32 protein-coding genes and 1 tRNA gene are annotated in these 26,523 nt (G+C 67.3%); 15 read left to right on the forward strand and 18 right to left on the reverse strand.

The window, feature by feature from the left end; genetic code table 11:
- Positions 1–33: 33 nt before the first annotated feature.
- Positions 34–1,287 carry a cytochrome P450 gene (locus tag ASE48_RS31150; RefSeq protein ID WP_057171077.1) on the reverse strand — a complete coding sequence of 418 codons (1,254 nt, stop codon included), beginning with the start codon at positions 1,285–1,287 and terminating at the stop codon, positions 34–36.
- A 19-nt stretch (positions 1,288–1,306) separates the two neighbouring features.
- Complete coding sequence (gene tgt, locus ASE48_RS31155; RefSeq protein WP_156409459.1) at positions 1,307–2,524, reverse strand: tRNA guanosine(34) transglycosylase Tgt; 1,218 nt, start codon at positions 2,522–2,524, stop codon at positions 1,307–1,309.
- 72 nt (positions 2,525–2,596) lie between these two features.
- On the opposite strand from tgt, the gene ASE48_RS31160 reads away from it, so the two are divergent.
- Both ASE48_RS31160 and ASE48_RS31165 read left to right on the forward strand, forming a co-directional pair.
- The gene (locus tag ASE48_RS31160; protein ID WP_057171079.1) at positions 2,597–3,037 is read left to right on the forward strand and encodes a lipoprotein LpqH; all 441 of its coding nucleotides are present in this window, start codon (positions 2,597–2,599) and stop codon (positions 3,035–3,037) included.
- 117 nt (positions 3,038–3,154) lie between these two features.
- Positions 3,155–3,667 carry a lipoprotein LpqH gene (locus ASE48_RS31165; protein WP_057171080.1) on the forward strand — a complete coding sequence of 171 codons (513 nt, stop codon included), beginning with the start codon at positions 3,155–3,157 and terminating at the stop codon, positions 3,665–3,667.
- A 57-nt stretch (positions 3,668–3,724) separates the two neighbouring features.
- On the opposite strand, the gene ASE48_RS31170 is transcribed toward ASE48_RS31165, so the two are convergent.
- The gene (locus ASE48_RS31170) at positions 3,725–4,078 is read right to left on the reverse strand and encodes a DUF732 domain-containing protein (RefSeq protein ID WP_082614557.1); all 354 of its coding nucleotides are present in this window, start codon (positions 4,076–4,078) and stop codon (positions 3,725–3,727) included.
- Between the two features lie 96 nt (positions 4,079–4,174).
- Here ASE48_RS31170 and ASE48_RS31175 point away from each other — a divergent pair, with 96 nt between their 5' ends.
- The gene (locus ASE48_RS31175; protein ID WP_057171081.1) at positions 4,175–5,485 is read left to right on the forward strand and encodes a PE-PPE domain-containing protein; all 1,311 of its coding nucleotides are present in this window, start codon (positions 4,175–4,177) and stop codon (positions 5,483–5,485) included.
- Here the strand turns inward: ASE48_RS31175 and ASE48_RS33735 are convergent.
- Together ASE48_RS33735 and ASE48_RS31180 are read right to left on the reverse strand one after the other, a co-directional pair.
- Entirely contained in the window at positions 5,449–5,580 is a 132-nt protein-coding gene (locus tag ASE48_RS33735) for a hypothetical protein (protein WP_268766344.1), read from the reverse strand. The genes ASE48_RS31175 and ASE48_RS33735 overlap by 37 nt on opposite strands.
- A gap of 97 nt (positions 5,581–5,677) precedes the next feature.
- Complete coding sequence (locus ASE48_RS31180) at positions 5,678–6,853, reverse strand: zinc-binding dehydrogenase (RefSeq protein ID WP_057171082.1); 1,176 nt, start codon at positions 6,851–6,853, stop codon at positions 5,678–5,680.
- 111 nt (positions 6,854–6,964) lie between these two features.
- Here ASE48_RS31180 and ASE48_RS31185 point away from each other — a divergent pair, with 111 nt between their 5' ends.
- On the forward strand, positions 6,965–8,584 hold the full coding sequence (locus tag ASE48_RS31185; RefSeq protein ID WP_156409460.1) for an alpha/beta hydrolase: 1,620 nt from the start codon (positions 6,965–6,967) through the stop codon (positions 8,582–8,584).
- Between the two features lie 8 nt (positions 8,585–8,592).
- Here the strand turns inward: ASE48_RS31185 and ASE48_RS31190 are convergent, their stop codons facing one another.
- Complete coding sequence (locus tag ASE48_RS31190) at positions 8,593–9,837, reverse strand: NADH:flavin oxidoreductase/NADH oxidase family protein (RefSeq protein WP_057171219.1); 1,245 nt, start codon at positions 9,835–9,837, stop codon at positions 8,593–8,595.
- Positions 9,838–9,850: 13 nt separating this feature from the next.
- The gene (locus tag ASE48_RS31195; RefSeq protein ID WP_057171220.1) at positions 9,851–10,699 is read right to left on the reverse strand and encodes an alpha/beta fold hydrolase; all 849 of its coding nucleotides are present in this window, start codon (positions 10,697–10,699) and stop codon (positions 9,851–9,853) included.
- A 102-nt stretch (positions 10,700–10,801) separates the two neighbouring features.
- Between ASE48_RS31195 and ASE48_RS31200 the strand changes: the two genes are divergently transcribed.
- The 3 genes from ASE48_RS31200 to ASE48_RS31210 all read left to right on the forward strand — a co-directional run bounded on the left by ASE48_RS31200 (position 10,802) and on the right by ASE48_RS31210 (position 13,331).
- The gene (locus tag ASE48_RS31200) at positions 10,802–11,383 is read left to right on the forward strand and encodes a TetR/AcrR family transcriptional regulator (protein WP_057171084.1); all 582 of its coding nucleotides are present in this window, start codon (positions 10,802–10,804) and stop codon (positions 11,381–11,383) included.
- 113 nt (positions 11,384–11,496) lie between these two features.
- Positions 11,497–12,321 carry an SDR family oxidoreductase gene (locus ASE48_RS31205; RefSeq protein WP_057171085.1) on the forward strand — a complete coding sequence of 275 codons (825 nt, stop codon included), beginning with the start codon at positions 11,497–11,499 and terminating at the stop codon, positions 12,319–12,321.
- Positions 12,318–13,331 carry an NADP-dependent oxidoreductase gene (locus ASE48_RS31210; RefSeq protein ID WP_057171086.1) on the forward strand — a complete coding sequence of 338 codons (1,014 nt, stop codon included), beginning with the start codon at positions 12,318–12,320 and terminating at the stop codon, positions 13,329–13,331. The genes ASE48_RS31205 and ASE48_RS31210 overlap by 4 nt, the downstream gene beginning before the upstream one ends.
- On the opposite strand, the gene ASE48_RS31215 is transcribed toward ASE48_RS31210, so the two are convergent.
- The gene (locus ASE48_RS31215; RefSeq protein WP_057171087.1) at positions 13,312–13,917 is read right to left on the reverse strand and encodes a TetR/AcrR family transcriptional regulator; all 606 of its coding nucleotides are present in this window, start codon (positions 13,915–13,917) and stop codon (positions 13,312–13,314) included. The genes ASE48_RS31210 and ASE48_RS31215 overlap by 20 nt on opposite strands.
- A 95-nt stretch (positions 13,918–14,012) precedes the next feature.
- Here ASE48_RS31215 and ASE48_RS31220 point away from each other — a divergent pair, with 95 nt between their 5' ends.
- The 4 genes from ASE48_RS31220 to ASE48_RS31235 are packed head-to-tail and all read left to right on the forward strand — an operon-like array spanning position 14,013 to position 16,291.
- A complete protein-coding gene (locus ASE48_RS31220) occupies positions 14,013–14,849 on the forward strand; it encodes an alpha/beta fold hydrolase (RefSeq protein WP_235571767.1) in 837 nt (278 codons plus the stop codon).
- Positions 14,846–15,229, forward strand: coding sequence for a DUF4345 domain-containing protein (locus tag ASE48_RS32470; protein WP_082614558.1), 384 nt, complete (start codon positions 14,846–14,848; stop codon positions 15,227–15,229). Before ASE48_RS31220 ends, ASE48_RS32470 begins: the two co-directional genes overlap by 4 nt.
- A 31-nt stretch (positions 15,230–15,260) precedes the next feature.
- A complete protein-coding gene (locus ASE48_RS31230; protein WP_057171089.1) occupies positions 15,261–15,956 on the forward strand; it encodes an SDR family oxidoreductase in 696 nt (231 codons plus the stop codon).
- A gap of 35 nt (positions 15,957–15,991) precedes the next feature.
- Entirely contained in the window at positions 15,992–16,291 is a 300-nt protein-coding gene (locus ASE48_RS31235) for a thiamine-binding protein (RefSeq protein WP_057171090.1), read from the forward strand.
- 47 nt (positions 16,292–16,338) lie between these two features.
- Here ASE48_RS31235 and ASE48_RS31240 read toward each other — a convergent pair.
- From ASE48_RS31240 to ASE48_RS31250, 3 genes are all read right to left on the reverse strand, one after another.
- Positions 16,339–16,429, reverse strand: a tRNA-Ser gene (locus ASE48_RS31240).
- Positions 16,430–16,471: 42 nt separating this feature from the next.
- Entirely contained in the window at positions 16,472–16,924 is a 453-nt protein-coding gene (locus ASE48_RS31245) for a nucleoside deaminase (protein ID WP_057171091.1), read from the reverse strand.
- Positions 16,921–17,439: a tRNA adenosine deaminase-associated protein gene (locus ASE48_RS31250; protein WP_057171092.1), complete on the reverse strand. Its 519-nt coding sequence runs from the start codon at positions 17,437–17,439 to the stop codon at positions 16,921–16,923. The genes ASE48_RS31245 and ASE48_RS31250 overlap by 4 nt, the downstream gene beginning before the upstream one ends.
- A 105-nt stretch (positions 17,440–17,544) precedes the next feature.
- On the opposite strand from ASE48_RS31250, the gene ASE48_RS31255 reads away from it, so the two are divergent.
- Positions 17,545–18,489 carry a prephenate dehydrogenase gene (locus tag ASE48_RS31255; protein ID WP_057171222.1) on the forward strand — a complete coding sequence of 315 codons (945 nt, stop codon included), beginning with the start codon at positions 17,545–17,547 and terminating at the stop codon, positions 18,487–18,489.
- Here the strand turns inward: ASE48_RS31255 and ASE48_RS31260 are convergent.
- Genes ASE48_RS31260 through ASE48_RS31280 form a run of 5 tightly spaced genes read right to left on the reverse strand, consistent with a single transcriptional unit; the run spans position 18,452 to position 22,555 of the window.
- Positions 18,452–19,072: a putative glycolipid-binding domain-containing protein gene (locus ASE48_RS31260; RefSeq protein WP_235571770.1), complete on the reverse strand. Its 621-nt coding sequence runs from the start codon at positions 19,070–19,072 to the stop codon at positions 18,452–18,454. The genes ASE48_RS31255 and ASE48_RS31260 overlap by 38 nt on opposite strands.
- Entirely contained in the window at positions 19,065–19,838 is a 774-nt protein-coding gene (locus ASE48_RS31265) for an ABC transporter permease (RefSeq protein ID WP_057171094.1), read from the reverse strand. Before ASE48_RS31265 ends, ASE48_RS31260 begins: the two co-directional genes overlap by 8 nt.
- Positions 19,835–20,491, reverse strand: coding sequence for an ABC transporter permease (locus tag ASE48_RS31270; RefSeq protein ID WP_057171095.1), 657 nt, complete (start codon positions 20,489–20,491; stop codon positions 19,835–19,837). Before ASE48_RS31270 ends, ASE48_RS31265 begins: the two co-directional genes overlap by 4 nt.
- Before the next feature lie 5 nt (positions 20,492–20,496).
- Positions 20,497–21,606, reverse strand: a complete 1,110-nt coding sequence (locus ASE48_RS31275; RefSeq protein WP_057171096.1) for an ABC transporter ATP-binding protein — start codon at positions 21,604–21,606, stop codon at positions 20,497–20,499.
- A 7-nt stretch (positions 21,607–21,613) separates the two neighbouring features.
- Entirely contained in the window at positions 21,614–22,555 is a 942-nt protein-coding gene (locus tag ASE48_RS31280) for an ABC transporter substrate-binding protein (protein ID WP_057171097.1), read from the reverse strand.
- 132 nt (positions 22,556–22,687) lie between these two features.
- Between ASE48_RS31280 and ASE48_RS31285 the strand changes: the two genes are divergently transcribed.
- On the forward strand, positions 22,688–23,050 hold the full coding sequence (locus ASE48_RS31285) for a LapA family protein (protein ID WP_057171098.1): 363 nt from the start codon (positions 22,688–22,690) through the stop codon (positions 23,048–23,050).
- Here the strand turns inward: ASE48_RS31285 and ASE48_RS31290 are convergent.
- On the reverse strand, positions 23,047–24,060 hold the full coding sequence (locus ASE48_RS31290; RefSeq protein WP_057171099.1) for a phosphotransferase family protein: 1,014 nt from the start codon (positions 24,058–24,060) through the stop codon (positions 23,047–23,049). The two genes, ASE48_RS31285 and ASE48_RS31290, sit on opposite strands and share 4 nt — an antisense overlap.
- A 9-nt stretch (positions 24,061–24,069) precedes the next feature.
- Positions 24,070–24,678: a histidine phosphatase family protein gene (locus tag ASE48_RS31295; protein ID WP_057171100.1), complete on the reverse strand. Its 609-nt coding sequence runs from the start codon at positions 24,676–24,678 to the stop codon at positions 24,070–24,072.
- A gap of 18 nt (positions 24,679–24,696) precedes the next feature.
- On the opposite strand from ASE48_RS31295, the gene ASE48_RS31300 reads away from it, so the two are divergent.
- Complete coding sequence (locus ASE48_RS31300; protein ID WP_057171101.1) at positions 24,697–25,761, forward strand: zinc-binding metallopeptidase family protein; 1,065 nt, start codon at positions 24,697–24,699, stop codon at positions 25,759–25,761.
- Entirely contained in the window at positions 25,761–26,522 is a 762-nt protein-coding gene (locus tag ASE48_RS31305; RefSeq protein ID WP_057171223.1) for an SDR family NAD(P)-dependent oxidoreductase, read from the forward strand. The genes ASE48_RS31300 and ASE48_RS31305 overlap by 1 nt, the downstream gene beginning before the upstream one ends.
- Position 26,523: the final 1 nt, after the last annotated feature.

A 26,523-nucleotide genomic window follows, 5' to 3' on the forward strand; every position in this document is an offset into this window, starting at 1 on the left:
GCCGATGTTACGACGAAATACACCCCAAAATGCTCATAAGTCGACTGAAAGCGTAGCGAGACCGCGCAGGGTGACATTCGGCTTGTACGCCGGATCGCCGGCCGACCGCGCCCGCAGGAATCGCGCGGTGAGCTTGGAGAGCGCCACCCTGGCCTCCAGCCGGGCCAGCGGCGCACCCAGACAGAAGTGCGGGCCGAGCCCGAAGGACAGATGCCGCGTCGCGTCCCGTCCCGGCCGGAACACATCCGGTGCGTCGTACATGGCGGGATCGCGCTGGGCGGCCGCGAGCAGCAGCAACATGGTGTCGCCCGCGGCAATGTCGATATCGCCGATGCGCATGTCCGCCCCGGCGATCCGCATCACCAGCTGCACCGGCGGATCGAACCGCAACGTCTCCTCCACGATCGCGCCCGCCAGTTCGGGATCGGCCGCCAGGGCCGACCAGTGCGCCGGCGTGCGCAACATCTCCTGTGCCGCATTGGCAATCAGGTTGACCGTCGTCTCGTGACCGGCGATGAGCAGCAGGTTGCAGGTCGCCACGATCTCGTCCGCGGTCAGCTGGTCGCCGCCCTCTTCGGCGGCGATCAGCGCCGAGATCAGATCCTCCTGCGGGTCCGCGCGCCGCTGCTCGACCAGTTCACCCAGGTACTCGCGCAGCCACGCGCCGGCCTCGAGGCGGGCGTCGGCCTCGGGGTCGGGAGCACCGGTGATCGACATGATCGGGTCCAGCGCCTGCGCCACGAGTGCCGCGGCACTGCTGAACTGTGATTCGTCCTCGACCGGAACACCGAGCAGCCGGCAGATCACGGCCACCGGCAGCGGGTAGGCCAGATCGGAGATGAGGTCGGCCGAGCCGGCGTCGGCCATTGGGTCCAGCAGGCTGTCGACCATTGCGGCGATCTCGGGTTCCAGCGCCCGCACCACCCGCGGCGCGAATGCCTGCTGCGCCAGCTTGCGCAGCCTGGTGTGATCCGGCGGGTCCAGGAACAAAAAGCCGGGCGTGTTCCCCCGTGGGGGCATCGCGCCGGACGCCAGATGGCGTTGCACGACAGAGGATTTCATGCTGTCGCTGCACGAATCGGGATGCCGGAGCACCTCATCGCAGTCGGCGAAGGACGAGAACACCGTCATGTTGGATTCCGGCATGAGCAGCGGTCCGAGTTCGCGGATCTGCGCGAACAGCGGATAGGGGTTCGCCCGGTTGGCGGGGTCGAGCATCTGGAACAGCAGCATCTGCGGGTCCGCAGTGCCATCCCCCGTCGCTTCGCTCGCCCCGTCCTTTGTCATGCCGTTATTGTACAAATGTCTAAGAAGCCCGGGATCTGCCGTAATACCGGCCCAGGACGTCTGCCTGCAGCTCATCGAAGCGACCGTCGAGGATCGACTGCCGGATCCGGTCGACCAGGCGAACCGTGAAGCGCTCGTTGTGGATCGTGCACAACGTCGAGGACAGCATCTCCTTGGCCTTGAACAGGTGATGGATATAGGCCCTGGTGTAGTTCGCGCAGGTGTAGCAGTCACATTCGGCGTCGATGGGGGTGAAATCGCGCTTGAACCGCGCCCCGGTGATGTTGAACCGTCCGGTCGCCGAGTACACCGCCGCGTTCCGTGCCACCCGGGACGGGGACACACAGTCGAAGGTGTCCGCGCCGGCGGCGACCGCGGCGAACAGATCGTCGGGCTCACTGATGCCGAGCAAGTGGCGCGGCTTGTCGTCGGGCAGCTCATCGGTCACCCACCCGACGATGGTGGCCAGGTTCTGCTTCTCCAAGGCGCCACCGATACCGAAGCCGTCGAAACCGATATCGGCCAGTCCGCGGGCGGCCTGGCGGCGCAGGTCCTCGTACTGCGCACCCTGCACCACCCCGAACAGCGCCTGATACGGCTTGTCATGGCGCACCTCGGTGAGCCGGCGATGCTCGGCCACACAGCGCACCGCCCAGTCATGGGTACGCCGCACCGACTGTTCCTGGTAGCTGCGGGTATTGACCAGCGTGGTCAGCTCATCGAAGGCGAAGATGATGTCCGCGCCGAGCTGATGCTGGATGCCGATCGACACCTCGGGGGTGAACCGGTGCGAGGACCCGTCCCGGTGCGAGCGGAACGTCACCCCGTCCTCGTCGACGTGGGCGAGGCGTTCCTTGCCATCGGCGATCACATCGTCGGCCTGCACCCGGGTGGTGTCCATCGAAAGCACCTTCTTGAACCCCACGCCCAGGGACATCACCTGGAAGCCGCCGCTGTCGGTGAAGGTCGGGCCCGGCCAGTTCATGAAGGCGCCCAGGCCCCCGGCCTCATCCACCACATCGGGGCCCGGCTGCAGATAGAGATGGTAGGCGTTGGACAGAACCGCCTGCGCACCAAGCTCTTTCATGGTCTCCGGCAGCACCGCCTTGACGGTGGCCGCCGTGCCGACCGCGATGAACGCCGGGGTCTGGATATCGCCATGGGGTGTGTGGATGGTGCCGACCCGCCCCGACCGCCCGGGTAGACCGGCCTGTACCTCGAAGAACTGCGCACTCACCTGGACATTCAACCAAGTCGACATTCCACAAAGACACAGTGGCCCGCCCCACTCCGGCCGTACATTCGGTGCATGAGAATCGGAGCGTTGGCCCTGATCGTGGGTGCTATGGCGATCTGCGCGGCCTGCTCGTCGGAGCCCAAGGCCGCCCCACTGCCCGACGGAGTGCTCGCGGCGGGCACCGCCCAGATCACCGTCGACGGCCGCGACGGCGGCACCACCCACGAGGTGCAGTGTTCGTCGATGGGCTTCCAGACCGCCATCACCACCGGCAACGAGACGTCGGGGACGACGGCGCTGGTCTCGGGCGGCGACGACCTCACCGCCGAGTCCGTCGGCATCCGTGACCTGGCCGGATTCACCGGCAACTACAACGCGGGCCTGGGTGAGGCGGCGGCCGAGGTCACCATGGCGGGCCCGACCTTCGTGATCTCAGGAACGGCGACGGGCTTTCGCACCGACGCCGCCAGTTTCACCACCGACGGGAAGTTCACCCTGCGGGTGTCGTGCTGATCTGTCGCGGTCAGACAAGATTTTCGCGCAATCTGATGATTATGCGTCCGGCGGCGCACATACTGCTGAGGTTCATCCGGCGATCTTGATTGGTCGCACAACCTAAGGAGATCAGTGGTGAAGCGTGGCTTCGTAGTTGCCGTGAGTGGTGCGGCTCTCCTCATCGCCGGCTTGTCCGGCTGTTCCTCGGACGACAAGTCCTCTTCTGCAACCAGCGCCTCGGAGACGAGCGCTGCCGCATCCTCGGCCTCGGAGACGTCGGCCGCCGAATCGCCCACCGCCGCCACCGGGTCGGGCACCACCAGGGTCGTCATCGACGGCCAGGAGAAGACCGTCAACGGCAGCATCGTGTGCGCCGCCATGGGCGGCAACGTGAACATCGCCATCGGTGAGGCCACCACCGGCATCGCCGCCGTCGTCAGCGAGGGCGACGCCCCCACCGTCACCTCCATCGGCCTGGGCAACGTCAACGGTGTGACCCTCGGCTACGCCGCCGGCGCGGGTGGCGAGGCGAAGGCCGAAAAGGACGGCAACACCTACAAGATCACCGGCACCGCCACCGGTATCGACATGGCCAACCCGATGACACCGGTGAACAAGCCGTTCGAGATCGAGGTCACCTGCCCCTGATCGGGCAGCAGACGAGCGGCGGCGGCATCCTTGTCCGGGGGTGCCGCCGTTCTCGTGTCAGCCGGTGTACCCGGCAGCCGATTCGCGCAGCTGCCAGATCTGCGCCGGGCACAGCTCGTTGATCGCCTGATTGACCAGGTACCCGGCCTGGTAGTAGTCGGTGGTGTGGAAATCGACCTTGAGCTGGTCGACCAACTGCGGGTAGGGCATTTTGGCCGCGACCCGGTCGCAGATCGTCTGGCCGTAGGCGATCGCCACATCACCGTTGGGGAAGTTGTACCCGGGCCGCACGTGCACGTTGACCAGATATGCCACCACATCGGCTCCCGCCGCCGGGGCTGCCGTCGTGGCAATTCCGCCGAAGCCCGCCGCGACCGCGGCCGCCGCGACAATTCCCCGTAAGACCTTCATGCGGGCTGACTCTAATCGCCCGCGGATGCGAACGCGGCAAATCTCCTCTGCGAGCTGTAATACCGGGGTACGGTCCTGTTCGTCGAGGGGGCACACATGGCCGGATCACGGTTCAGAACACTCACGACGGCCTTGTTCGCCGTCGTGGTTTCGATCGCGCTGGTCTGCGGTCAGGCCATCGGGGTCAGCGGATTCCGCCCGCTGGTCGGGCTGGTCAGCACCGTCATCGGGATCGGCGGCAGCAGCGACCCGCTGTCGGAGCGACTGCCGGCCAAGCTCAGCAACACCGTCGTCCCGGTCGGCGACAGCTATATCGCCACCGAGTATCCGGCGTCGCTGAACCTCGACCGCAGTCTGCGCGTCGGCATGCCGGTCTTGCACCAGAACTTGCTCACCACCTCGGGCAAGGTGCTCGTCGCCGGATACTCGCTGGGCGCCCTGCTCGTCGAACAGCTCAAGCGGGACGTGGTGGCCTCGGCGAATCCGCCCGAGCAGGACATCAGCTTCCTGCAGATCGCCACCCCGTTCGTGCCGAACGGCGGCATCTTCGGGCGGTTCCCCGGGCTGTCCATCCCCAACGTGGTGTCCGCGATGGGGCCGGGACAACCCTCGCAGTACAACACCACCTACATCGTCAACGAGTACGACCTGTGGGGTGACTTTCCGGCCTACTTCAATCCGGTGGCGATCCTGAACGCCGTGCTGGGACACGAGTACGCGCACGTCGACAAGTGGTACGACGCGGTGGACCCGACCGACCCGGCCAACCACGTGAAAACCGTGACCGACCTCGTCACCGGCGGCACCGACACCTACATCTTGGTGCCGGCGTCGCGTCTGCCGCTGCTCGGCCCGCTGCGCGACATCGCCTACCACCTGGGTGTGTCGGTCCCGGCGGAGCGACTGCTGGGTCTCGTCGAGCCGCTGCTGCGGGTCATCATCGACATGGGCTACACCGACCGGCTGAACCTGAACCCCGAAGTGCGCACACCTTTCTCGCTGTTCACCCCGCCGCACAAGATCATCGAAGCACTGAACGCGGTACCCGGAGCGGTACGTGAAGGCCTGGAGAACCTGCTGGGCGTCAAGCGCCACCCGGTCACACCTGCGATGGCGCCGGCCGCCACCGGTGCGGCCACCACGCAAACGGCAACCTCAGCAACGACGCCCGAGCCCGACGTGGACGTCGAAACCACCCTCGGGGATGAGGCGTCCTCCGACGACGACGACGAACTGGAGACGTCGCCGACGGTCAAGAAGAGCCCCGGCGCCCCCGTCGTCACCCTGCGCGACGGACCGCGAAGTGCGTTCGGCGGCAACCGGACCGGACCCAAGACCGCGCAGTCACCGGCCCGGTCGGAGAAGCCCGGTCAGGACAGCCGCGACCGCGGTGCAGCGGCGGCCTGACGCCGCTGGCGGCGCCGCAGCCGGGCCAGCAACACCCGGCGGTGCACCTCGAACGACAACGACAGCGGGTCACGCCATGTCACGTTGCTACCCATAGTTTCCCAACTGTCGCACACGTCACGCGCCAACGCAGTTGACGCGCCCCGTGTTTGACCAATGTCACCGACGAAAAGAACTGCTGGTGAACGGGTTTCAAGCGACAGGCGAACCAGGTTCGACGGCCGGGCTACGCGGATCAATCAGGATCTTGGCCTGCGATTCCGGATCCCCGAGCGCTTGGAACGCTGCGGCCACCCCGTCCAGGCCGACGGTGCCGGTGACCAGAGCCGACGCATCGACCTTGCCGTCGGCCAGCAGGTAGAGGGTGTCCCGGAATTCCAGCGGGGTGTAGGCGAAGACGAACCGCAGGTCGATCTCCTTGCCGTTCGCCATCGCCGGGCGTAGCCGGTCGTCGCCCATGCAGACCCCGACCACGATCACCCTGCTGGCCACGGGTGCGGCGGCGATGGCGCCGTCAATCATGCCCGGCACCCCGACGCACTCGAAGATCACCGGGCTCTTCGGTCCGGCCGCGCCCAGCTTGTCCGCGATCCGGTAGAGGTGCGCCCAGCCCGGCACCTTGCGCAGCTTCTCCATCGAGCCCATGCCGAGTTCGTAGAGATCGGGGGCCGCGGTGATGACGCCCTTCTGCGCGGCGACCCGGTCATAGGGCGAGTCGTGCGCCGGATCGACCACCACATGGGCGCCGCACCGGGTAGCAAGCGCGCGGCGGGTCGGCGAGTAGTCGCTGGCGACGATGGTGGCCACACCCTGAGCCTTGAGGTGACAGATGACGGCCAGCCCGACCGGTCCGCAGCCGATCACGATCGCGGTGTCCCGGCGTCCGATATCGCTGCGCCGGACGGCATGCAGCGCCACCGCCATCGGTTCGGTGAGTGCGGCGGTGTCGACATCCAGGCCGTTGGGCACCACGAAACTCATGGCGGCCTCACCGAGTACCTGTTCGGCATAGCCGCCCGGCGCCAGCGGCGACAGCCCGGTCAGATGCACTCCGCCGTTTGCCCGCAGCAGCGGAAAGGACACCACCGTGGTGCCGACCTTGAACTCCTTGGCGACCCCGCGGCCGCGCTCGGCCACCTCCCCGCAGAATTCGTGGCCCAGGACAGTCGGGGTGTCCCCACGCATGAAATCGGGGTATCCGACCGCGTCCATCACCTCGGTGAGCTCATCGGCGTGGTCCTTGGCGTGCAGATCGGACCCGCAGATACCGCATCGCCGCACGTCGAGCAGCAACTGCCCGCGGGCGGGCTGCGGTGTGGGCATCTCGACCACGGACAGTTCGCCGGACAGACAACTGACAGCCTTCATAGGTATTTCCCTTCGTCAGTACCTGAGTATGGCGGTCGGTCAAAACCCCCCATAAAGCTTTCGCCCCTGTCAATATTCGGAGGGATCCAGGTGCCAATGTCAGGGGAATTCATGGAACGCCTTTCGGTGTGGGTAAGTGCTGGGCTGCTGTCGGCCGGAGTGTCGGCGGCGGTGCTGGCAGGCGCCGGCGTCGCGGCAGCCGATGACTCGACGTCGGGCACCGGTTCGGGCTCGGAGCCCGGTTCGTCGTCCTCGGCGGGCGGCACCCAGACCGACAGCCCCGCTGACACGGATACCGACACCGACACCGACACCGAACCCAAGGCGACAGCGGAACCCGAGGCCGAGGCAACCGGGAAACCCGTGGACGACGCCGTCGGCGACACCCCGAAGAAAAAGAAGCGCAACCTCACCGCGCGGACCACGGCCGTGACGGCGCTCAAACCGCACTCCGCACCGGTGACCGCGAGCGCACCCGAGCGATCGGCGACGGTCGCCGCCGAGACGGTGGAGACCGTCCCCGGTGTCGCGACGCCCGCGGTGACCGACATCAGCTCCGGCGGCGCGGCCGCCGTCGCGAGGATCACCGCGCAGCCGAACGTGTCCCTGGCGCTGGCCGCACCCGAGGCCGCCGCCCCGGTGCAGGCCGCTGCCGCCTCGCCGCCGAACCTGATCCGCTGGCTGCAGGGCGTGGCGGACAGAATCACGGGCGGGATCGCCTCCCTGGCGTTCAACTCGTTGCAGGCGCTGGAGGCGCTCGTCACCGGCCCACCGGTGCTGCCCCCGAACAGCACTGTGACGGTGCGCAACTCGACGATTCTGCTGTCCACCGGGCAGCGGGTGAAGGCGAACTGGTACTACCCCGAGGGGGATGTGGTGCCGACGAAGCTGATCGTGTTGCAACACGGCTTCTTCGCGCTCGGTCCGATGTACAGCTTCACCGCGGCCAACCTCGCCGCATCCACCGGAGCCATCGTGGTGACACCCACGATCTCCTCGAATCCCTATGCCGGTGACGACAGCTGGATCAACGGTGACGGTCTGGCCGCCGCCATCGCCGACCTGTTCGACGGTGACCGCCAGGCGTTGACCGACAGCGCGCTGGCCGCGGGCTTCGCCACCCGTTACGGCCTGGACCCCGCAGAGGCGCGGCTGCCCGAGAAGTTCGGGCTGGCAGGCCATTCGGCCGGCGGCGGGCTGGTGGCCGCGGTCGCCGGTTACCTCGTGGACAACGGTGACGCCGACGACCTGGTCGGTGTCATCACCTTGGACGGCGTGCCGCTCGGCAGCGCCGCAGTGGTCGCGCTGGGCAAGCTGCAGGCTTACGAAACCGCCACCGGCCGTTACATCCCGGTCCGTGAGATCGGCGCACCGCCGAACTCCTTCAACTCCAACAGCAACCTCAAGGCGGATCTGAACGCGGCCCGGCCCGGCCGGTTCAACGGCGTGGTGCTCGCCGGTGGCGTGCACATGGACTCGATGCGGGGCGGCAACCCCGTCGTGCAGTTCGTCGCCTCGCTGCTCGCGGGCTTCCCGCGGCCGCAGAACCCGCCCGCCGTCGTGCAGCTGTCCACTCAGTGGTTCAACGACTGGTTCGCCGGTGACACCGACAACGGCGATGAACTGGTACCCGGGTCGACGGTACCGATCAGCACACCGAACGGGACCGCCCAGGGCACCGTGATCGGATCCGCCTTGCCGGCAACCCGGTTCGTCACCGTCGCGGTATAGCGCGCGAGCTACATCCCGCGCCTGCGCCCGATCGAGACGGTGCCGTTGCGCCGGAGCATCGCCAGCGTCGTCGCGATCCGGCCCCGGTTGACGTCCGGGGCGTGGCCGGCCCCGATCCGGTGCAGCTGATCTGTGTGCCAACTGAGTTCGAGAATGCCGTCCAGTGACTTCAGATCCACGAACCTGCCGAGCAGCCCGCGCATTCCCGCGCGCACCTGATGGGCCACCACAGTCTCCGACCGACCGTGCAGGATCGCACCGGCCGCGTCGGTGGTCGTCACCGTCGGCCTGCCCAGACCGATGACATCGCATTCCCCGGTACCGACCGCCTCCGCCATGGCGCTGCGCGACCGGAATCCGCCGGTGACGGCAAGCGGGACATCCCCGACGATCTCCCGCACCGTGCGGGCGTATTCAAGGAAGTACGCCTCCCGCGCCCTGGTGCTGTCGGCGGCCTTGCCCATCATCGCGGGAGTTTCGTAGCTTCCACCGCTGACCTCGATGAGGTCGAGGCCCTCGCCGGCCAGGGCTGCCAGCACACCGCGGGACTCGTCCTCGGTGAAGCCACCGCGCTGGAAGTCCGCCGAATTCAGTTTGAGCCCCACGGCGAAGGACGGTGAGACGCGCGACCTGATGCGGCGCACGATCTCCACGAGAAAGCGCATCCGCCGCTGCGGGTCGCCACCCCATTCGTCGTCACGCCGGTTGGACAGCGGCGACAGGAACTGCGCCACCAGATAACCGTGCGCCCCATGGATCTGCACGCCGTCGAAACCCGCCGACTCACACACCACGGCCGCCGTCGCAAACCGGTTGATGATGTCCTCGATCTCCGCAGCGGTGAGCGCCCGTGGTGTCGGCGAGCCCGGCAGGGTCAACGCAACGGCGCTGGGGGCGACCGGCGTGTGCCCGAGTGCAAGCGGATTCGATTGCCGCCCTGGGTGATTGAGCTGGACCCAGATGGGCACCCCGCCGTCCTTGGTGGCCTTGGCCCACCGCGACAATGCGTCCAGATCGCGATCATCCTCGATCACGACGTTCCCGGGTTCGCCGAGCTGCCTGCGGTCGACCATCACGTTGCCGGTGATGACCAGGCCGTAGCCGCCCTGACTCCAACTGGAGTAGAGCCGCTCCAGGCGCCCGTCGGGAGCATTCTTCCGGTCGCCCAATGCCTCACTGAGCGCCGCCTTCATGATCCGGTTGGGCAGTACCTGACCACAGGGCAGCGTCAATGGTTCGGACAGGGAATTCATGTGCATGGCTCCTTTATTCGCCGGCCAGGAATGCGATGGCATCGGGCACGAAGGTCTCGTGATGTTGAAAGATCCCACCGTGGCCGGACCGTGGATAGATCTTCAGCATGGCGTTGGGCAGTCGACGCGCCAAGTCGGCCGAGTGACTGCTGGCCACCATGACATCGTGGTCACCGTTGGCGACTAACACCGGCGCGGTGATGGCGGACAGATCATCGGGGGCGCTGAGACCGGCCCGGCGGATCGCCTTGAGTTGTCCGATCCTGGCCTGGAGCCTGATCTTCTCGTCGCGGTCAGACGTCCGCTGTGCGAGTCGGCGGAAGTACTCCGACGCCGCGCGCTTGCCCTCGCCGGTGCGGGGAAAGAACAGGAAGTTCCTGGCATCGCTGAATGTCAGAGCTGCCTTGACGTACGCGATGGCCGTGATCACGGCGATGCGTTCGATACCACCTCCACCGCGTGGACCGGTACCCGCCAGGATCATGCGGCGCACGAGCTCCGGGGCCTGCAGCGCGACCATCTGGGCGACGCCCCCGCCCAGCGAGAACCCGAACAGGTCGACCTTGCGGTGGCCGAGCGCACGGATGAACGCGATGGCATCGGCGCCCATCGCCTCGACCGTCGGCGGCACCGTGGACCCCGTCCCGCCGACTCCGCGATTGTCGAAAGCTATGACGCGGTGGCGGGCGGCGATCCCCTCGATGATCTTCGGGTCCCAGTCATCCAGCACGGCCATCAGGTGGTGCAGGAACACCACCGGCACACCGGCGCCGGAACCGAGTTCGCGGTACGCGTAGGTGATGCCGTCGACATCGATCGTTCTGGTCGGCGCATCTTTCCAGCTCGTCGTCTTGGTGGTCATGTCGCCTTTCGCGGCCGTCACGCCGGTCGTGGTGCGCGTCCGGTATACCGATTGGTGTACTTGTGCCCGTCACCGTAGTAAACCGATTGGTATATTGCAACCATGCGTGTACGAGATCGACTCACCTCGGCGACCGCCGTCCTGATGCAGCGCCACGGCGTGGCGGGTACCGGGATTGCGCGCATCCTGGAGACCAGCGGCGTCACCAGGCGGTCCATCTACCTGAACTTCCCTGGCGGCAAGGCCGAACTCGTCACTGCCGCAACACGTTTTGCGGGCGATGAGCTTTCGGGCACCATACGCGGCCTTGTTGACACGCCGGATCCTGTGGGTGCATTCGCCCGGATGTGGGGCACCGTCCTGTTGAGCACGGAGTTCGAAGGCGGCTGTCCCATCGTCGCTGCGGCCTGCAGCGGGGACGAAGCTCCCGAGGCCGCGGCGGCGGCCGCCGAGGTGTTCGCCACGTGGGGCACACTGCTCGCCGAACGCCTCATCCGCGACGGGATCGCCGAGGACGTGGCGCAGTCACTGTCGACGACCATCGTCGCCTCGATGGAAGGCGCGGTGATACTCGCACGCGCTGCGCGTTCGACCACACCCCTGGAACAGGTCGCCCATCACATCGAAGAACTCATCGCGGCGCACCGGCCGGCCGCACGGCAGCGCCGTCGCACAGAGAAATAACACCGATCGGTTTACATGTCGCAGCCGCGACGTGTACCGTCCCAAGTACACCATTCGGTATACAAGGGACGAGGGTTCTCCTTTCTCCCATTTCCCACGAGAGGGAGAACCACATGCGCTCTGTACTGGTCACCGGCGCGGGCCGCGGCATCGGCCGCGCGATCACCGAGCACCTCAGCGGCCACGGATGGGAGGTGTACGCGACGGCACGGTCCGATTCCGCCCTGCAGGGTCTCGACCGGCTTCCACACGTGCACGCCGTACCCCTCGGCATCACCGACCGGGACGCCATCGCCGCCCTTCCCGACCAGCTACCCGAAACGCTCGACGGTGTGGTCAACAATGCGGGCATCATCGTGAACGGACCGGTGGAGGGCCTGCACCTCGACGACCTGTCGCGGCAGTTCGAGGTGAACGTGACCGCTCAGATAGCGGTCACCAAGGCAGTACTGCCCCAGATCCGGGCCGCTCGCGGCCGGGTGGTGTTCATGTCCTCGGTCAGCGGGCTGATCACGACCCCGGGTACCGGTGCCTACAGCGCGTCGAAGTACGCGATCGAGTCACTCGCCGATGCGCTTCGGATAGAACTGCGGCCGTGGCACATTGCGGTGTCGCTCATCGAGCCCGGCCCCATCCGCACCGACATGTGGGGCGACATCCTCGTCGAGCACGACCGGATGGTGAACGCACTCGACCCCCGGCACCGCGCACTGTATTCCGCCCATCTGGGCGGTACCCGGCAGTTGCTCGGGCGTATGCAGAAGTTGGCCGCCGACCCGAAGAAGGTGGTCAACGCCGTCGAGCGCGCGCTGACCGCCAGGCATCCGCGACGCCGCTACCTTCTCGACAATCTCAGCCGCGTCCAGAAGCTCGTGGTGGCGCTCAGCCCCACGCCGCTGAACGACGCGGTCCTGTCTGCGGCGACCACCCGCTCATGAAAGCCTTCACGGTCGACCGTTATGCGAAGAAGAGCGTCCTCCGCAAAGCGGAGATGCCCGAACCCGTCGTCGGCGCCGACGACGTCCTCGTCGAGATCCACGCCGCCGGGGTCAATCTGTTGGACGCCAAGATCCGCGACGGTGAGTTCAAACTGATACTGCCCTACCGGCTGCCTCAGATCGCGGGCAACGACGTGGCCGGCGTCGTGCGGCGGGTGGGCGCCCGGGTACGGGATTTCGCGCCCGGCGACGAGGTGTACGCACGCCCGGACAAGGACCGGATCGGGACGTTCGCCGAGCTGATCGCGATGAACCACCGCGACGTCGCCCAAAAGCCCCGTGCGCTCGGCATGGTCGAGGCCGCCTCGCTACCACTGGTCGCCCTGACCGCGTGGCAGGCACTCGTCGAGAGCGCCGGCCTGCAGAAGGGCCAACGGGTCTTCATCCAGGCAGGCACCGGCGGTGTCGGCACCATCGCCATCCAGTTGGCCAGACATCTGGGCGCGACTGTCGCGACCACGTGCAGCCCCGGCAGCTTCGATCTGGTCAAGGGTCTGGGCGCCGACATCGTGATCGATTACCGGACAGCGGAGTTCGAAGACGTCCTGAGCGACTACGACGTCGTGCTGCACAGCCAGGACACCGCCGCGCTGAAGAAGTCGCTGCGGATCCTCAAGCCGGGCGGCACATTGGTCTCCATCTCCGGGCCGCCCGATCACGTCTTCGGCGCGCAGATCGGAGCGCCCTGGTACGTCCGGTTGTTGCTGCGGGCACTCAGCTCGGGGACGCGACGGCGTGCCCGTCGGCTCGGCGTCCGCTTCCACTTCCTCTTCATGCGCGCCGATGGTGGGCAGCTGCGGGAGATCACCACGCTGATCGATGCGGGCGCCATCCGTCCGGTGATGGACAGGGTGTTCCCGTTCGATGAGACCAACGACGCGCTGGCCTACGTCGAGTCCGGACGGGCCAAGGGCAAGGTCGTCGTCGCGGTCACGCCGGAGCGCGACTGATCGCAGCGTCGAGCAGGGTCTGGGCGGCCTTCCTGGCGTGCGTCCAGGGTGCGGGGTCGTTGAGCGAGGTCGACATGGCGGCGGCCCCCTCGAAGAGCAATGCGAGCTGGTGGCCGAGCAGTTTGGGATTGGCCGCCCCCGCTGCGCGCGCCAGCGTGACGAGCCCGTCAATGTAGCTGCGCTTGTGCGCCTCGACGATCTCGTGCACCTCGGGCATACCGTCGGCGGCCTCGACAGCCGCGTTGTGGAACGGGCAACCTCGCATCAGCCCTCCCGCCGGAGGCGTCTGGAACAGTGCCAGGATGCGTGACCTCGGGCTGCGGTTGGCCGCCGCGGGTCCGGGTACGACGGGATCACCGACACCCTGCCTGATATGGCGCAGATACTCCTCGACCACGGCCGTCTTGCTCGGAAAGTGTTGATAAAGAGTGCGTTTGGAGACGTTGGCCTCGGCCGCGAGCCGCTCGACACCGGTGGCGTTGATGCCCTCCTGATAGAAGAGCCTGATGGCGGCGTCCAGAATCCGTTGGCGCGCCCCCCGGCCGCCGCGCCCGGGCGCCGGTTGCACATCAGATGTCACGGTCATCACCGAAGTATACCGCTTGGTTTACATCGCCCCGGCTGGCGTGTAGCGTCGGCAACGAAGTACACCGAACGGTATACATGGAGAGGTGCCAACCGATGAGCGCGCGAACGTACAGGGATACCCCGACCAAGACGATCGACGTCGGTGACACGACGTTCGCGTACCGCGACGTCGGCACCGCAGCAGGCGTGCCGGTGATCTTCCTCAATCACCTCGCGGCCGTCCTGGACAACTGGGATCCGCGCGTCGTCGACGGCATCGCCGCGCAGCACCGCGTCATCACCTTCGACAATCGGGGCGTCGGAGCCTCCCGCGGTAAGACACCGACATCGGTGGCCGCGATGGCGGACGACGCCATCGCATTCATCCGCGCACTGGGCTTCGAGCAGGTCGATCTTCTCGGATTCTCGTTGGGCGGCATGGTCTCTCAGGAGATCGCTGCTCGGCGGCCGCAACTGATACGGAAGCTGATCCTCGCGGGAACCGGGCCGGCCGGCGGTGTGGGCATCGACAAGGTGACGCGAGTGACGATCAGCGACACCACCAGGGCTCTGCTGACAGGCAAGGACCCGAAGGAGAATCTCTTCTTCACCAGAACGGCGCACGGCCGGGCGGAAGCCAAGCGCTTCGTCGGCCGGCTCAAGGAGCGGACCGCCGATCGTGACAAGTCCATCTCCCCCTTCGCTTTCCGTGCCCAGCTGAAAGCCATCCACGGGTGGGGCGTTCAGCAGCCCGTCGACCTCTCCGGCATCCGGCAGCCGGTGTTCGTCGCCAACGGCGACGATGACCGGATGGTCCCCACCAGCAACTCACACGATCTGGCCCGTCGGCTCCCGAATGCGCAGCTGAAGATCTACCCGGACGCCGGGCACGGCGGCATCTTCCAGTTCCACGACGAATTCGTCGCCCAAGCCCTCGAGTTCCTGCGATGAGCAGCAGGCGGAGGTTGCAGTGGACACTGGGGCTGCTGGCCGCCCTGCCGGCGCAAAGCGCGGTCCGCGAGATCGTCGGGGGCCCAGCTGCGGTTCCCGGCGGCTCACCCGCTGTCGCACCGACCGTCGACAGTGCGCTCCGGTATGCCAACGTGTTCAAACTGGCTGTCGCACCGATCATCTGGTCGCAGCTGTCGCGCATCGAGCGCTCGGACGCCATCACGGTCGCCGGTGCCACCATCGGTGCCGGCGGGCTGGCCCGGCTGTGGTCATGGAAGCAGGCCGGGCGTCCGCATCCGGTCACCGTCGGCGCGACCGCGCTCGAACTCATCGGCATTCCCGTCATCCTGGCGTGGCAGCGCAGCCTCGCCGACCGATGACAGACATCCACACACCCCCAGGAGAAACGACATGACCTCACTGCACAACCAGACCGTGCTCGTCACCGGCGCCAATCGCGGGATGGGGCGCCACTACGTGACGCAGCTGCTCGATCGCGGGGTGGCCAAGGTGTACGCCGCCGCGCGTGACACCGCTCAGATCGACACCACCGACCCACGGGTCACCGCACTGACCCTCGATGTCACCGACGCCCGGTCGGTGGCCGCAGCGGCCGAGGCGGCGCGCGATGTCACCGTGTTGATCAACAACGCCGGCATCGTGCGCGGCGCCTCGGTACTGGACCGGGATTCCACCAAGCTGCGGGAGGAGTTGGAGACCAACCTCTTCGGGCCGCTCGCGCTGGCATCGGCGTTCGCCGACCAGATCGCCGACCAGGCCGGCGCGATCGTCAACGTGGCCTCGGTGCTGGCGTGGCTGCCCGTCGGGGCGAGCTACGGCGTATCCAAGGCCGCGATGTGGAATGCCACGGACTCGATGCGGCTCGAGCTCGCGGCGCGTGGTGTCCAGGTGGTCGGCGTCTACGTCGGGCTCGTCGACACCGACATGGCGTCGTTCTCCGACAGCCCGAAGTCCGACCCCGCCGACGTCGTGCGGCAGGTTCTGGACGGGATCGAAGCCGGCGCCGATGAGGTGCTCGCCGACGAGCTGACCCGCACCGTCCGCGCGGAGTTGAACAAGCCCGTGTCCGAACGCGCGCTGGGCTGAGCGACCGTCGATGCGGCTGTGCCAGGCTGGACAGCATGCTTGTTGCCTTCAGTCTGACCCCGTCCGCCGCCGATGAGGACGGTGGCGTGCACCGGGCGGTGGCCGAAGCCGTCCGCATCGTGCGGGCATCCGGTCTCCCCAACGAGACGAACGCGATGTTCACCAACATCGAGGGTGAATGGGACGAGGTGATGGCCGTCGTCAAGCAGGCCGTGGACGCCGTCGCAGCCGTCTCGCCGCGGGTCGGCCTGGTGCTCAAGGCCGATATCCGCCCCGGGCACACCGGCCAGCTCAGCGCGAAGGTGCAACGCGTGGAACAGGCGCTCGAGCCCTAGCTCCGCAAACGAAAAGCTCCCCACCGGTGTGTACCGGTGGGGAGCCATGGCGGTGGCGGAGGGATTTGAACCCTCGGACGGGGGTTACCCGTCACACGCTTTCGAGGCGTGCTCCTTAGGCCGCTCGGACACGCCACCGCGTGGCAGCTTACCGGGGACTGGCGGTTGGCCATAATCGCGTCAGCGCTGCCGGGCGAAGAACTCCTCCAGCGGGGCCGCGCACTCCTGCGCGAGCACCCCTCCGCGCACCTGCGGGCGGTGCACCAGCCGGCGGTCGCGCACCACATCCCAGAGCGAACCGACGGCCCCGGTCTTGGGCTCCCACGCCCCGAACACCAGCAGGCCGATCCGCGCCATCACCAGTGCCCCGGCGCACATGGTGCACGGTTCGACGGTGACCGCCAGCGTGCAGCCCTCCAGACGCCATCCGTCACCGAGCCGTGCGGCGGCCTCCCGTATCGCCAGGATCTCCGCGTGCGCGGTCGGATCGCCCAGTGCTTCACGGGCGTTGGCGGCACGCGCCAGTTCGGTGCCGTCCGGCCCGAACACCACCGCACCGATCGGCACATCGCCGGCGGGCGCGGCGCGGGCCACCTCCAGGGCGAGCCGGATCAGCTCCTGATCCGACTTCACCGACCCAGTTTGTCGAGCACCGCGGACAGTTCGTTCTCGAAGCCCATCCGCTCGGCGATCGCGGTGATCTGCTCGTCGATCTCCATCTCGTCATCGGAGATGATCACGCCGAGCACACCGGCGGGCAGCCCGACATCGGCCAGCAGCCCGAGGTCGCCCTCCTCGAACGGGTCTTCGTCCTCGAGGTCCTCGTCATCGATATCGGAGTCCAGTTTGTCGAGCACCTCGGCGGCGATGTCGTAATCCAGTGCCGCGGTGGCATCCGAGAGCAGCAACCGCGTGCCCGCCGGGGCCGGCCGGACGATGACGAAGAATTCCTCGTCGACGTCGAGCAGCCCGAAAACGGCACCCGCGCTACGCAGCTCCCGCAACTCGGTCTCGGCGGCCGTGAGGCTGTTCAGCGCACCCTTGCGCAACGGAGTACACCGCCATTTGCCGTCCTCCCGGACGACCGCGACTCCGAATCCGCCTGGCAGGTTGGCAGCTTCCTGCGCCGGCGCACGCTGTGCTCCCATGGGCGCTAACGGTAGTCCCCGGCCGGGACCTTTGACCACCTATTCACCGGCCGGCAACCGGGCGCCTGAACCGTGTGCCAACCTAGAACCGTGACCGAGACTCCGGTGTGCGTGCTGGGACTGGGATTGATCGGCGGCTCGCTGATGCGGGCGGCGGCCGCGGCCGGCCGTGTGGTGTTCGGCTACAACCGCTCCGTGGACGGTGTGAAGGCCGCCCAGTTCGACGGGTTCGACGCCACCACCGCCCTCGACGAGGCGCTGTCCCGGGCCGCGGACACCGACGCGCTGATCGTGCTGGCCGTTCCGATGCCCGCACTGGGCGTCATGCTCGAACACATCCGCGCCCACGCCCCGGACTGCGCACTGACCGATGTGATCAGCGTCAAGGGTGCGGTGCTGGCGCAGGTCGAGTCCGCCGGGCTGCGGGCCCGCTTCGTCGGCGGTCACCCGATGACCGGGACCGCGCACTCCGGGTGGTCCGCCGGGGACAAGGACCTGTTCGCCGGGACCCCGTGGGTGGTCGCGGTGGACGACGATGTCGACGCCGACGTCTGGGCGACGGTGATGCAGCTGGCGCTGGACTGCCGGGCATTCGTGGTGCCGGCCCGCTCCGATGAGCACGACGCCGCCGCCGCGGCGATATCGCATCTGCCGCACCTGCTGGCCGAGACGCTGGCGGCGACCGCCGGCGAGGTTCCGCTGGCCTTCGCGCTGGCCGCCGGGTCGTTCCGGGACGGCACCCGGGTCGCGGCCACGGCACCGGACCTGGTGCGCGCCATGTGCGAGGCCAACTCCGAGCAGTTGCTGACCGGGCTGGACCGCAGCATCGAGCTGCTCACCCGGGCACGCGAACATCTGGCCGCGAACGCCTCGGTGGCCGATCTGGTGGAAGCCGGCCACGCCGCCCGGATCCGCTACGACAGTTTCAGCAGGCCCGACATCCTCGCCATCGCCATCGGGGCGCCGGACTGGCGCGAAGAGCTCGCCGCGGCGGGCCGGGCGGGCGGGGTGATCAGATCCGCGTTGCCAGTCCGGGGTAATCGAGGATGAAGCCGTCGTCGTCCACGGTGATGGTGGTCTCGGCGACCGGCGATTTCAGGTCGATCCCCGCCGAGCCGGTGCTGCTGTAGCTGATCGTCTCCAGCTCCACGGTCAGTTCGGGCAGCCGCACGTACACGACGGGCACCTCCAGTGACTCCGCGCGCTGGTAGAGCCCGGTGCGGCGGATGGGCAGCGCGTTGAAGAACGGGCTGAAGACCACGTCGACATCCATCGCCCCGTCGAAGGCGGCGCGGCTGGTCTGGTTCTGGTGGTCGCGCACCAGCCACATGCCCTCTTCGTCCCGGGCGATGGACAGCTGGCGTTCCCGCTCGGCCAGCGTCATCGTCAGCGACAACCGCTTGGTGGCGCCGGTCTCATCGGTGACCAGGTCATAGGAGGCGCTGAACGCGGCGTCCGAGGGGGTGGCGGCCGAGACGATGCGGCCATAGGCCTTGATTCGGTTGCCGGAGAGCTGCACGCGCACCGACTCCATCCGCGGTACATCGTGCGCACGCCAGGTCAGGATCGCCGGCCAGGCGCCTGCCGTTTCATCCGTGGCGCCCGTGCCTGATTGTGGGGCTGGTTCAGTCACCCTCATACCGTATGCGAACGTCCCCCGGCTTCGTACCCGCGTTGGATGATTCGAGTGCCACTTCGTCATCTAAGAGTGGCTGCGGTAACCGATCGGCCTGCCTGCCGAAACGGTCGCCGCCGGGCTGGGACAGCCACACCGCCAGGGCCAGGGCCCCGTCGAGGATGAGTGCGAGCAACGTCACCATCAGCGCGCCCACCAGGGCCAGGTAGAACTCGCGGACCTTGATGCCGTCGATCAGGTAGCGCCCCAGCCCGCCGAGGCTGGCGTAGGCCGCCACGGTGGCGGTGGCCACGATCTGCAGGGTGGCGGTGCGCAGGCCGCTGAGGATCAGGGGTAGCGCGTTGGGGACCTCGACGCGCAGCAGCACCTGGCGCTCCGTCATGCCCATCGCCCTGGCCGCATCCACGACGGCGCGGTCGACATTCGCGATGCCGGAGTAGGTGCCCGCCAGCAGCGGCGGGATACCCAGCAGCATCAGTGCCACCGTGGGCGGGATGAGACCCAGCCCCCACAGCAGCACCCCGAGCAGCAGCACGCCGAGCGTGGGCAGTGCGCGCAGCGCGTTGACACCGGTGACGACCAGGAAGGTGCCGCGGCCGGTGTGCCCGATGATCAGGCCGATCGGGATCGCGACCAGCACCGAGAACACCACCGCGATCGCGGTGTACTGCAGATGCTCGGCGATCCGGATGCCGAGGCCCGCGGGCCCGGTCCAGTTCGCCGACGTGAAGATGAAGGACAGCGCCTCCTGCAGGAAGTTCATCGTGCACCTGCCTTGGTTCTGGCGCCTCTGTCCCAAGGGGTTAGCGCCTTGCCCGCCAACAGGATCAGCGTGTCGATCACCACCGCCAGCACGAAGATGGCGATGATGCCCGCGATGATCTGGCCGCTCTTGTTGGCCTGATAGCCCTCGGTGAACCAGGTGCCCAGCCCGCCGATGCCGATCACCGAACCGACCGACACCATCGAGATGTTGGTCACCGCGACCACCCGCAGGCTGGCGATGAGCACCGGGATGGCCAGCGGTAGTTCAATTTTGAGGATCCGGGTGAGCGGACGGTAGCCGACCGCGGTCGCCGCGTCCAGCACATCCGGGGGCACCGCGTCCAGCGCCTCGGGCACGGCACGCACCAGCAGGGCGGTGGTGTAGAGCGTGAGAGCGACGATGACGTTCGCCTCGTCGAGGATGCGGGTCGGGATGATCAGCGGCAGCACCACGAACAGCGCCAGCGACGGGATGGTGAAGACGATGCTGGCGATCACCGTGACGACCCGGCGCGGCTGGGTGGTGCGCTGGATGACCGCGCCGATGGGTACCGCGATGATCAACCCGAGCACGATCGGCACCAGCGACAGCCGCAGATGGATCAGCGTCAGCGTCCAGGCGTCGTCGAGGTGGGTCAACAGATAGTTCACGGCAACTACCCGACCTTCGGGACCCGGCGCTGTTGCTTCAGCGCCGCGAGCACGTCATCGGCCTGCACGCCCCCGATCAGACGTCCGTCCTCGTCGACGGCCACCCCGAGACCGGACGGGGAGGACAGGGCGGCGTCCAGGGCCAGTCGCAGCGAGCCGTCGGGCCGGAAGAAGGATCCGCCGCCGATGGTGCTGTCGTACAACGCGCTTCCGTTGCGGTGCACCTGCACACCCTCGGCGTTGATCCAGGCGAATGGCTTGCCATCGCCGCGGATCACCAGGGCCCAGTCGCCGTCGGCCAGCTGCAACTGGTCGATATCGTCCTCGGCGACCTGGCGGATATCGTGCAGCGGCAGGCCGGTCGCCTTGAAGAACTGCAGTCCGCGGTAACCCCGGTCGGCGCCGACGAAGCCCGATACCAGTTCGTTCGCGGGGTTGGACAACACGAAGGCCGGGTCGGCGAACTGCTGCAGCACCCCGCCCCTCCCGAATACCGCGACCTTGTCGCCGAGCTTGACCGCCTCGTCGATATCGTGCGTGACGAACACGATGGTCTTACGCAGTTCGCTTTGCAGCCGCAGGATTTCGGCCTGCAACTCCTCCCGCACCACCGGATCCACGGCACTGAACGGTTCGTCCATCAGCAGGATCGGCGGGTCGGCGGCCAGCGCGCGGGCCACCCCGACGCGCTGCTGCTGCCCACCCGATAGCTGGGATGGATAACGTTGTGCCAGTTTGGGATCCAGCCCGACACGCTCCAGTACCTCAAGGGCGGCCTTACGGGCGCTGCGCCGCGACTCGCCCTTGAGTACGGGCACTGTGGCGACGTTGTCGACGACCCGCTGGTGCGGCATGAGCCCGGCGCTCTGGATCACGTAGCCGATGCCGAGCCGCAACTTCACCGGATCGACCTTGGTGACGTCCTCGCCGTTGACGGTGAGGACGCCCGAGGTCGGCTCGATCATCCGGTTGATCATCCGCATCGAGGTCGTCTTACCGCAGCCCGACGGACCGACGAACGCCGCCAGCGTGCCCTCGGGGACCTCCAGAGTCAGGTCGTCGACGGCGACGGTGCCGTCCGGGTACTTCTTGGTGACGTTGGTGAACGTGATCATCGCGTACTCACTTACCCGGCAGTGGTTGGTCGAAGCCGTTGTCCCTGATCCAGTTTGCGGCCGCTTCGTCGGGGTCGACGCCTTCATTGCCCTCGACCGACGTGTTCAGCTGGATCAGCGCTTCGGTGGTCAGCTTCGCGCTGACGGCGTCGAGCACGGATTTGAGAGTGTTCGACATCTTCTGCGAGGCGACCAGTGGCACCACATTCGCCGCCAGGAACACGCTCTCGGGATCTTCGAGGACCACCAGATTGTTCTTCTCGATGGCCGGCGACGTGCTGAAGATGTTGGCGGCGGTAACGGTGCCGCCGGTCAGTGCCTGCACGGTGGCGGGGCCGCCGCCGTCGCTGATCGCCACGAAGTTGGCGGGCGCGATGTCCAGCCCGTACTTCTCCTTCAACCCCACCAGTCCGGTCTGGCGGGTCTGAAACTCCGATGGCCCACCGACTTTCACCTCGGGTGAGCGTTTGGCCAGATCGGCGATGGACTTCAGGTTCCATTCCCGCGCGATGGCCTCGGACACCGCGAGGGTGTCCTTGTCCTCCGCGGGCGAGGGATACAGGATCGACAGGTCACCGGGCAGCGCCTTCAACAGTGCCAGCAGCACGGCATCGGAGGTGGTTGCGGTGGCCTGCGCATCGAAGTACTGCAGCAGGTTGCCGGTGTACTCCGGGATCAGGTCGATGGAATGGTCCTGCACGGCAGGGATGTAGGTCTCCCGGCTGCCGATGCCGAACTGCCGTTTGATGGTGAAGTCGTTGGCCTCCAGGGCCTGAGCGTAGATCTCGGCGATGATCTTCGATTCGGTGAAGTCGGCGGAGCCGACCGTGATCGATTTCAGGTCGCCGGATATCTCACCACCGCCGAGTGGGTTGGAGCTACCGCAACCCGCAACCGACAGGGTGAGCAAAACGGTACACAAGACGACGAACTTACGGATGCGGCGCATACCGTCCCCTCGGCCATTGGTGCGTAGATGCGTGGCAATTTCTCGACAGTAACGGGCCGCGCCAAGACATGCCGAGCTTTAACTCACCGTGAGATGGTTTGTCATCGCCCTTGAAAGGGCACTATTAAGACCATGACGACCGACCCGCACGCGCTGCCCGCTGAGCCGGAGCAGCCATATCAACCTCTGGGCGCCGCGGAACCGCCACCGCCGCCGCCCGAAGATGCGGTCAAATTCACCAGGGCGGCAGCGCTCTGGACATCACTGATCATCGGATTTCTGATCCTGATCGTGTTGCTGATCTTCATTGCGCAGAACACCGACCCGGGCACCTTCCATTTCCTGGGCTGGAACTGGACGCTGCCACTGGGTGTGGCGCTGCTGCTGGCCGCGGTGGGCGGCGGGCTGCTCGCGGTGATGGTCGGGGCGGCGCGCATCGTGCAACTGCGACTGGCGGCCAGAAAGAACCTGAAGGCGGCCCGCCGGACGTTCTAGACGAGCTTGAGTCCCTCGGCGATCAACGGGGCCACCGCCTCCCCGACCGCTGCTGGGGCATCGCCGCTCTCGCGGCCACGGAAATCGATCCCCGCGGCGATGATGGCCAGCTTGAAATAGGCCAGCGCCATGTAGAAATCCCAGTTCTGCAGTTCCTGCCCACTGGCCACCGCATACCGCTGGGCCAGGTCATCGGCCGGGGGCAACAGCTCTGAGGTCCATGCGGCCCGCATGCCGAGCACATCGTCGAAGTTCGGGTTGCGGTAGACGCACATCAACGCCGCATCGGAGAGCGGGTCGCCGAGGGTGGACAGTTCCCAATCCAGTACTGCGCGCACCACGGTCGGATCCTGCGCGTCCAGGATGGTGTTGTCGATGCGGTAGTCGCCGTGCACGATGGAGGCCCGCGGGCTGGCCGGAATCCGTTCCGCCAGAACGGAATGCAGCCTCTTGACGTCGGCGTCGCGGGCATCGTCGAGCAGCCGCACGTGGTCCCACTGCGAACCCCAACGCCGCACCTGGCGTTCCAGGTAGCCGTCGGCCCTGCCGAAGTCGCCCAGCCCGACAGCCTGCGGATCGACGGCATGCAGATCGGCGAGCACCCTGATGAGCGAATCGACGCAACCCTCGATGACCTCTGCGTCACCGAGCGCCTCGAGTTCCTCGGCACTGCGCACCACGTTGCCCTCGACGTTCTCGACCATCTGGAACGGCGCGCCCAGCACGGAGTCGTCATTGCGCATGGTGATCGCGCGGGCAACCGGAACCGGGGTGTCGGCCAGTCCGGCGACCACCTTGTACTCGCGGGCCATATCGTGCGCGGACGGGGTCAGTCCGTGCAGCGGCGGGCGGCGCAGCACCCACTTGGACGCGTCATCGAACACCCGGAAGGTCAGGTTGGAGCGGCCGCCGGAGATCAGCTCGGCGTGCAACTCACCGGCGCGGGCGATGCCCTCCGCGCGCAGGTGGGCGTCCAGGGCGTCGAGATCAAGTCCTGCCAGAGAGTTCACCGGGCTTTTCTACCATTGCGTATTTCGCGGCAGCAGATCCCATACGTGTTCGGTGCCGTTGACCGAGGCGACCGAGAGCTTGCCGATGCGCGAGGACAGCAGCCGGGTCACCGAGGCGTAGTCGACGTGGAACGACAACAACCGCTCGGTGCCCAGGATGTGATGCAGCAGGACATTGATCACCCCGCCGTGGCTGAACACGGCCACGGTGTCCTCGTGGTCGGACGCGGCCACCAAGTCCCCCACCGCGGCGAGCACCCGCTCCAGGAACGCCTTCTCGTCGACCGCGCTGGGCAGATGACCCGAGATCAGTCGCGCCAGCTCCTCGGGGTTTTCCTTGGCGATCTGCTCGATCGGAATGTAATGCCCCAGGTCGCGGTCGTACTCGGCGAGGCGTTCGTCGACGTCGACGGCCAGCCCGAGCTTCTCGGCCAGCGGCCCTGCGGTCTGCTGGGCACGGCGCTGCGGACTGCTCACCAACCGGGTGACGGGAAATCGCGACAACGCATCGGGAAGCCGGGCGGCCTGTGCCAGCCCCTCCTCGGACAGCTGCGGATCGGACCCCTCACCGGGCTCACTCCGCAGCGGCAGCGCATGTCGGACCAGAAGAAGTTGCACCGTGACACCATATGGCTCGTGCGTGCCTTCGCCTGCCCGGTGTGCGACAGCTTCATCGCGTTCGAGGCCGATCGCTGCGCCGAGTGTGGGACCGCGCTGGGCCTGCACCTGCCGTCGCGCACCATGCTTGCGCTCGGTGCCGGCACCGCGCTGCACGACGGCATCCGGTGGATCCGGTGCAACCAGTACGTGACGCTGGGGTGCAACTGGCTGGCGCGCGAAGAGCAGGAGGCGGGCCACCGCGGCCGGTGCCTGGCCGGCTCGCTGATCCGCCGTGAGCCCGACGCCGACGACACCCTGGCGCGGGAGAAGCTGGTGCCGACCACCCTGGCGCTGCGCCGGCTGGTGTTCCAGCTCGCCGACATCGGGTTGCCGATCGAGCCGTACTGGCACCGCGACGGCGGCCTGGCCTTCGACCTGCTGTCGAGCTACAGCACCGGCGAGAAGGTGACCATCGGTCACGCCAACGGAGTGATCACGATCGACCTCGTCGAGTCCCTGGACGACTACCGGGAGTCGCTGCGCGTGCGCCTCGGTGAGCCGTACCGCACCATGCTCGGCCACTTCCGGCACGAGGTGGGCCACTACTACCAGAACGTGCTCGTCGAAAACGGTTGTGGCGCAGACATCTATCTCGACGAATGCCGTCGGCTGTTCGGCGACGAGCGGGCCGGCTACCGCGAGGCGATCACCCGGCACTACAAGCTGGGCGCCCCCGCCGGCTGGGAGTCGACCTTCATCTCCGAGTACGCCACCATGCATCCGTGGGAGGACTTCGCGGAGTGCTTCGCGCACTACCTGCACATCGCCGACACCATGGACACCGCCCGGGAGGCGGGCATGGTGCTGCACGCCGACCGGGTGCGCTTCACCGCGCCGCGCGACATCGTGGCGCTGGAGTGCTACGACGACGAACCCATCGAGCGGATGTTGTCCGACTGGAAGTGGATGTCGTTGTTCTTCAACCGGGTGAACACGGCCATGGGCAAGAATCCGTTGTATCCCTTCGACCTTCCGCAGCCGGTGGTCGAGAAACTGGGTTTCGTGCACAGGGTCATCCGCGACAGCGCCAGGAGCCAGTGATGGGCTTTGCCGACAACCTGTTCGACCTGACCGACCGGGTGGTGCTGATCACCGGTGGCAGTCGCGGCCTGGGCCGCGAGATGGCCTTCGCGATGGCCGAGTGCGGCGCCGACGTGATCATCGCCAGCCGCAATTACGAGTCCTGCGTGGCCACCGCCGAGCAGATCACCGCGGCCACCGGCCGCGCGGCCTTCCCCTATCAGGTGCACGTCGGGCGCTGGGATCAGCTCGACGGCTTGGTCGACGCCTGCTACGACCGGTTCGGCAAGGTCGACGTGCTGATCAACAACGCGGGTATGTCGCCGCTGTACGAGTCGCTGACATCGGTGTCGGAGAAGCTGTTCGACGCGGTGATGAACCTGAATTTCAAAGGCCCGTTCCGGCTTTCGGCGCTGGTCGGGGAACGCATGGTCGCCGACGGCGGCGGGTCGATCATCAACATCAGCACCAGCGGCTCACGCAGACCCGATCCCGCGTTCCTGCCCTATGCCGCCTCCAAGGCCGGGCTCAACGCGCTGACCGAGGGTTTCGCGTTGGCGTTCGGCCCGACCGTGCGGGTGAACACCCTGATGCCGGGACCGTTCCTGACCGACATCAGCGACGCCTGGGATCTCGAGGCGACCCAGGCCGGTGCGCAGCACTTCGCGCTGAAGCGCCTCGGCAATCCACCCGAAATCATCGGGGCCGCTCTGTTTCTCGCCTCCGACGCGTCGAGTTACACCAGTGGTTCGATCCTGCGCGTCGACGGCGGTATGCCCTAGT

The sequence above is a fragment of the Mycobacterium sp. Root265 genome (assembly GCF_001428895.1).
In the GTDB taxonomy this organism is placed as follows: domain Bacteria; phylum Actinomycetota; class Actinomycetes; order Mycobacteriales; family Mycobacteriaceae; genus Mycobacterium.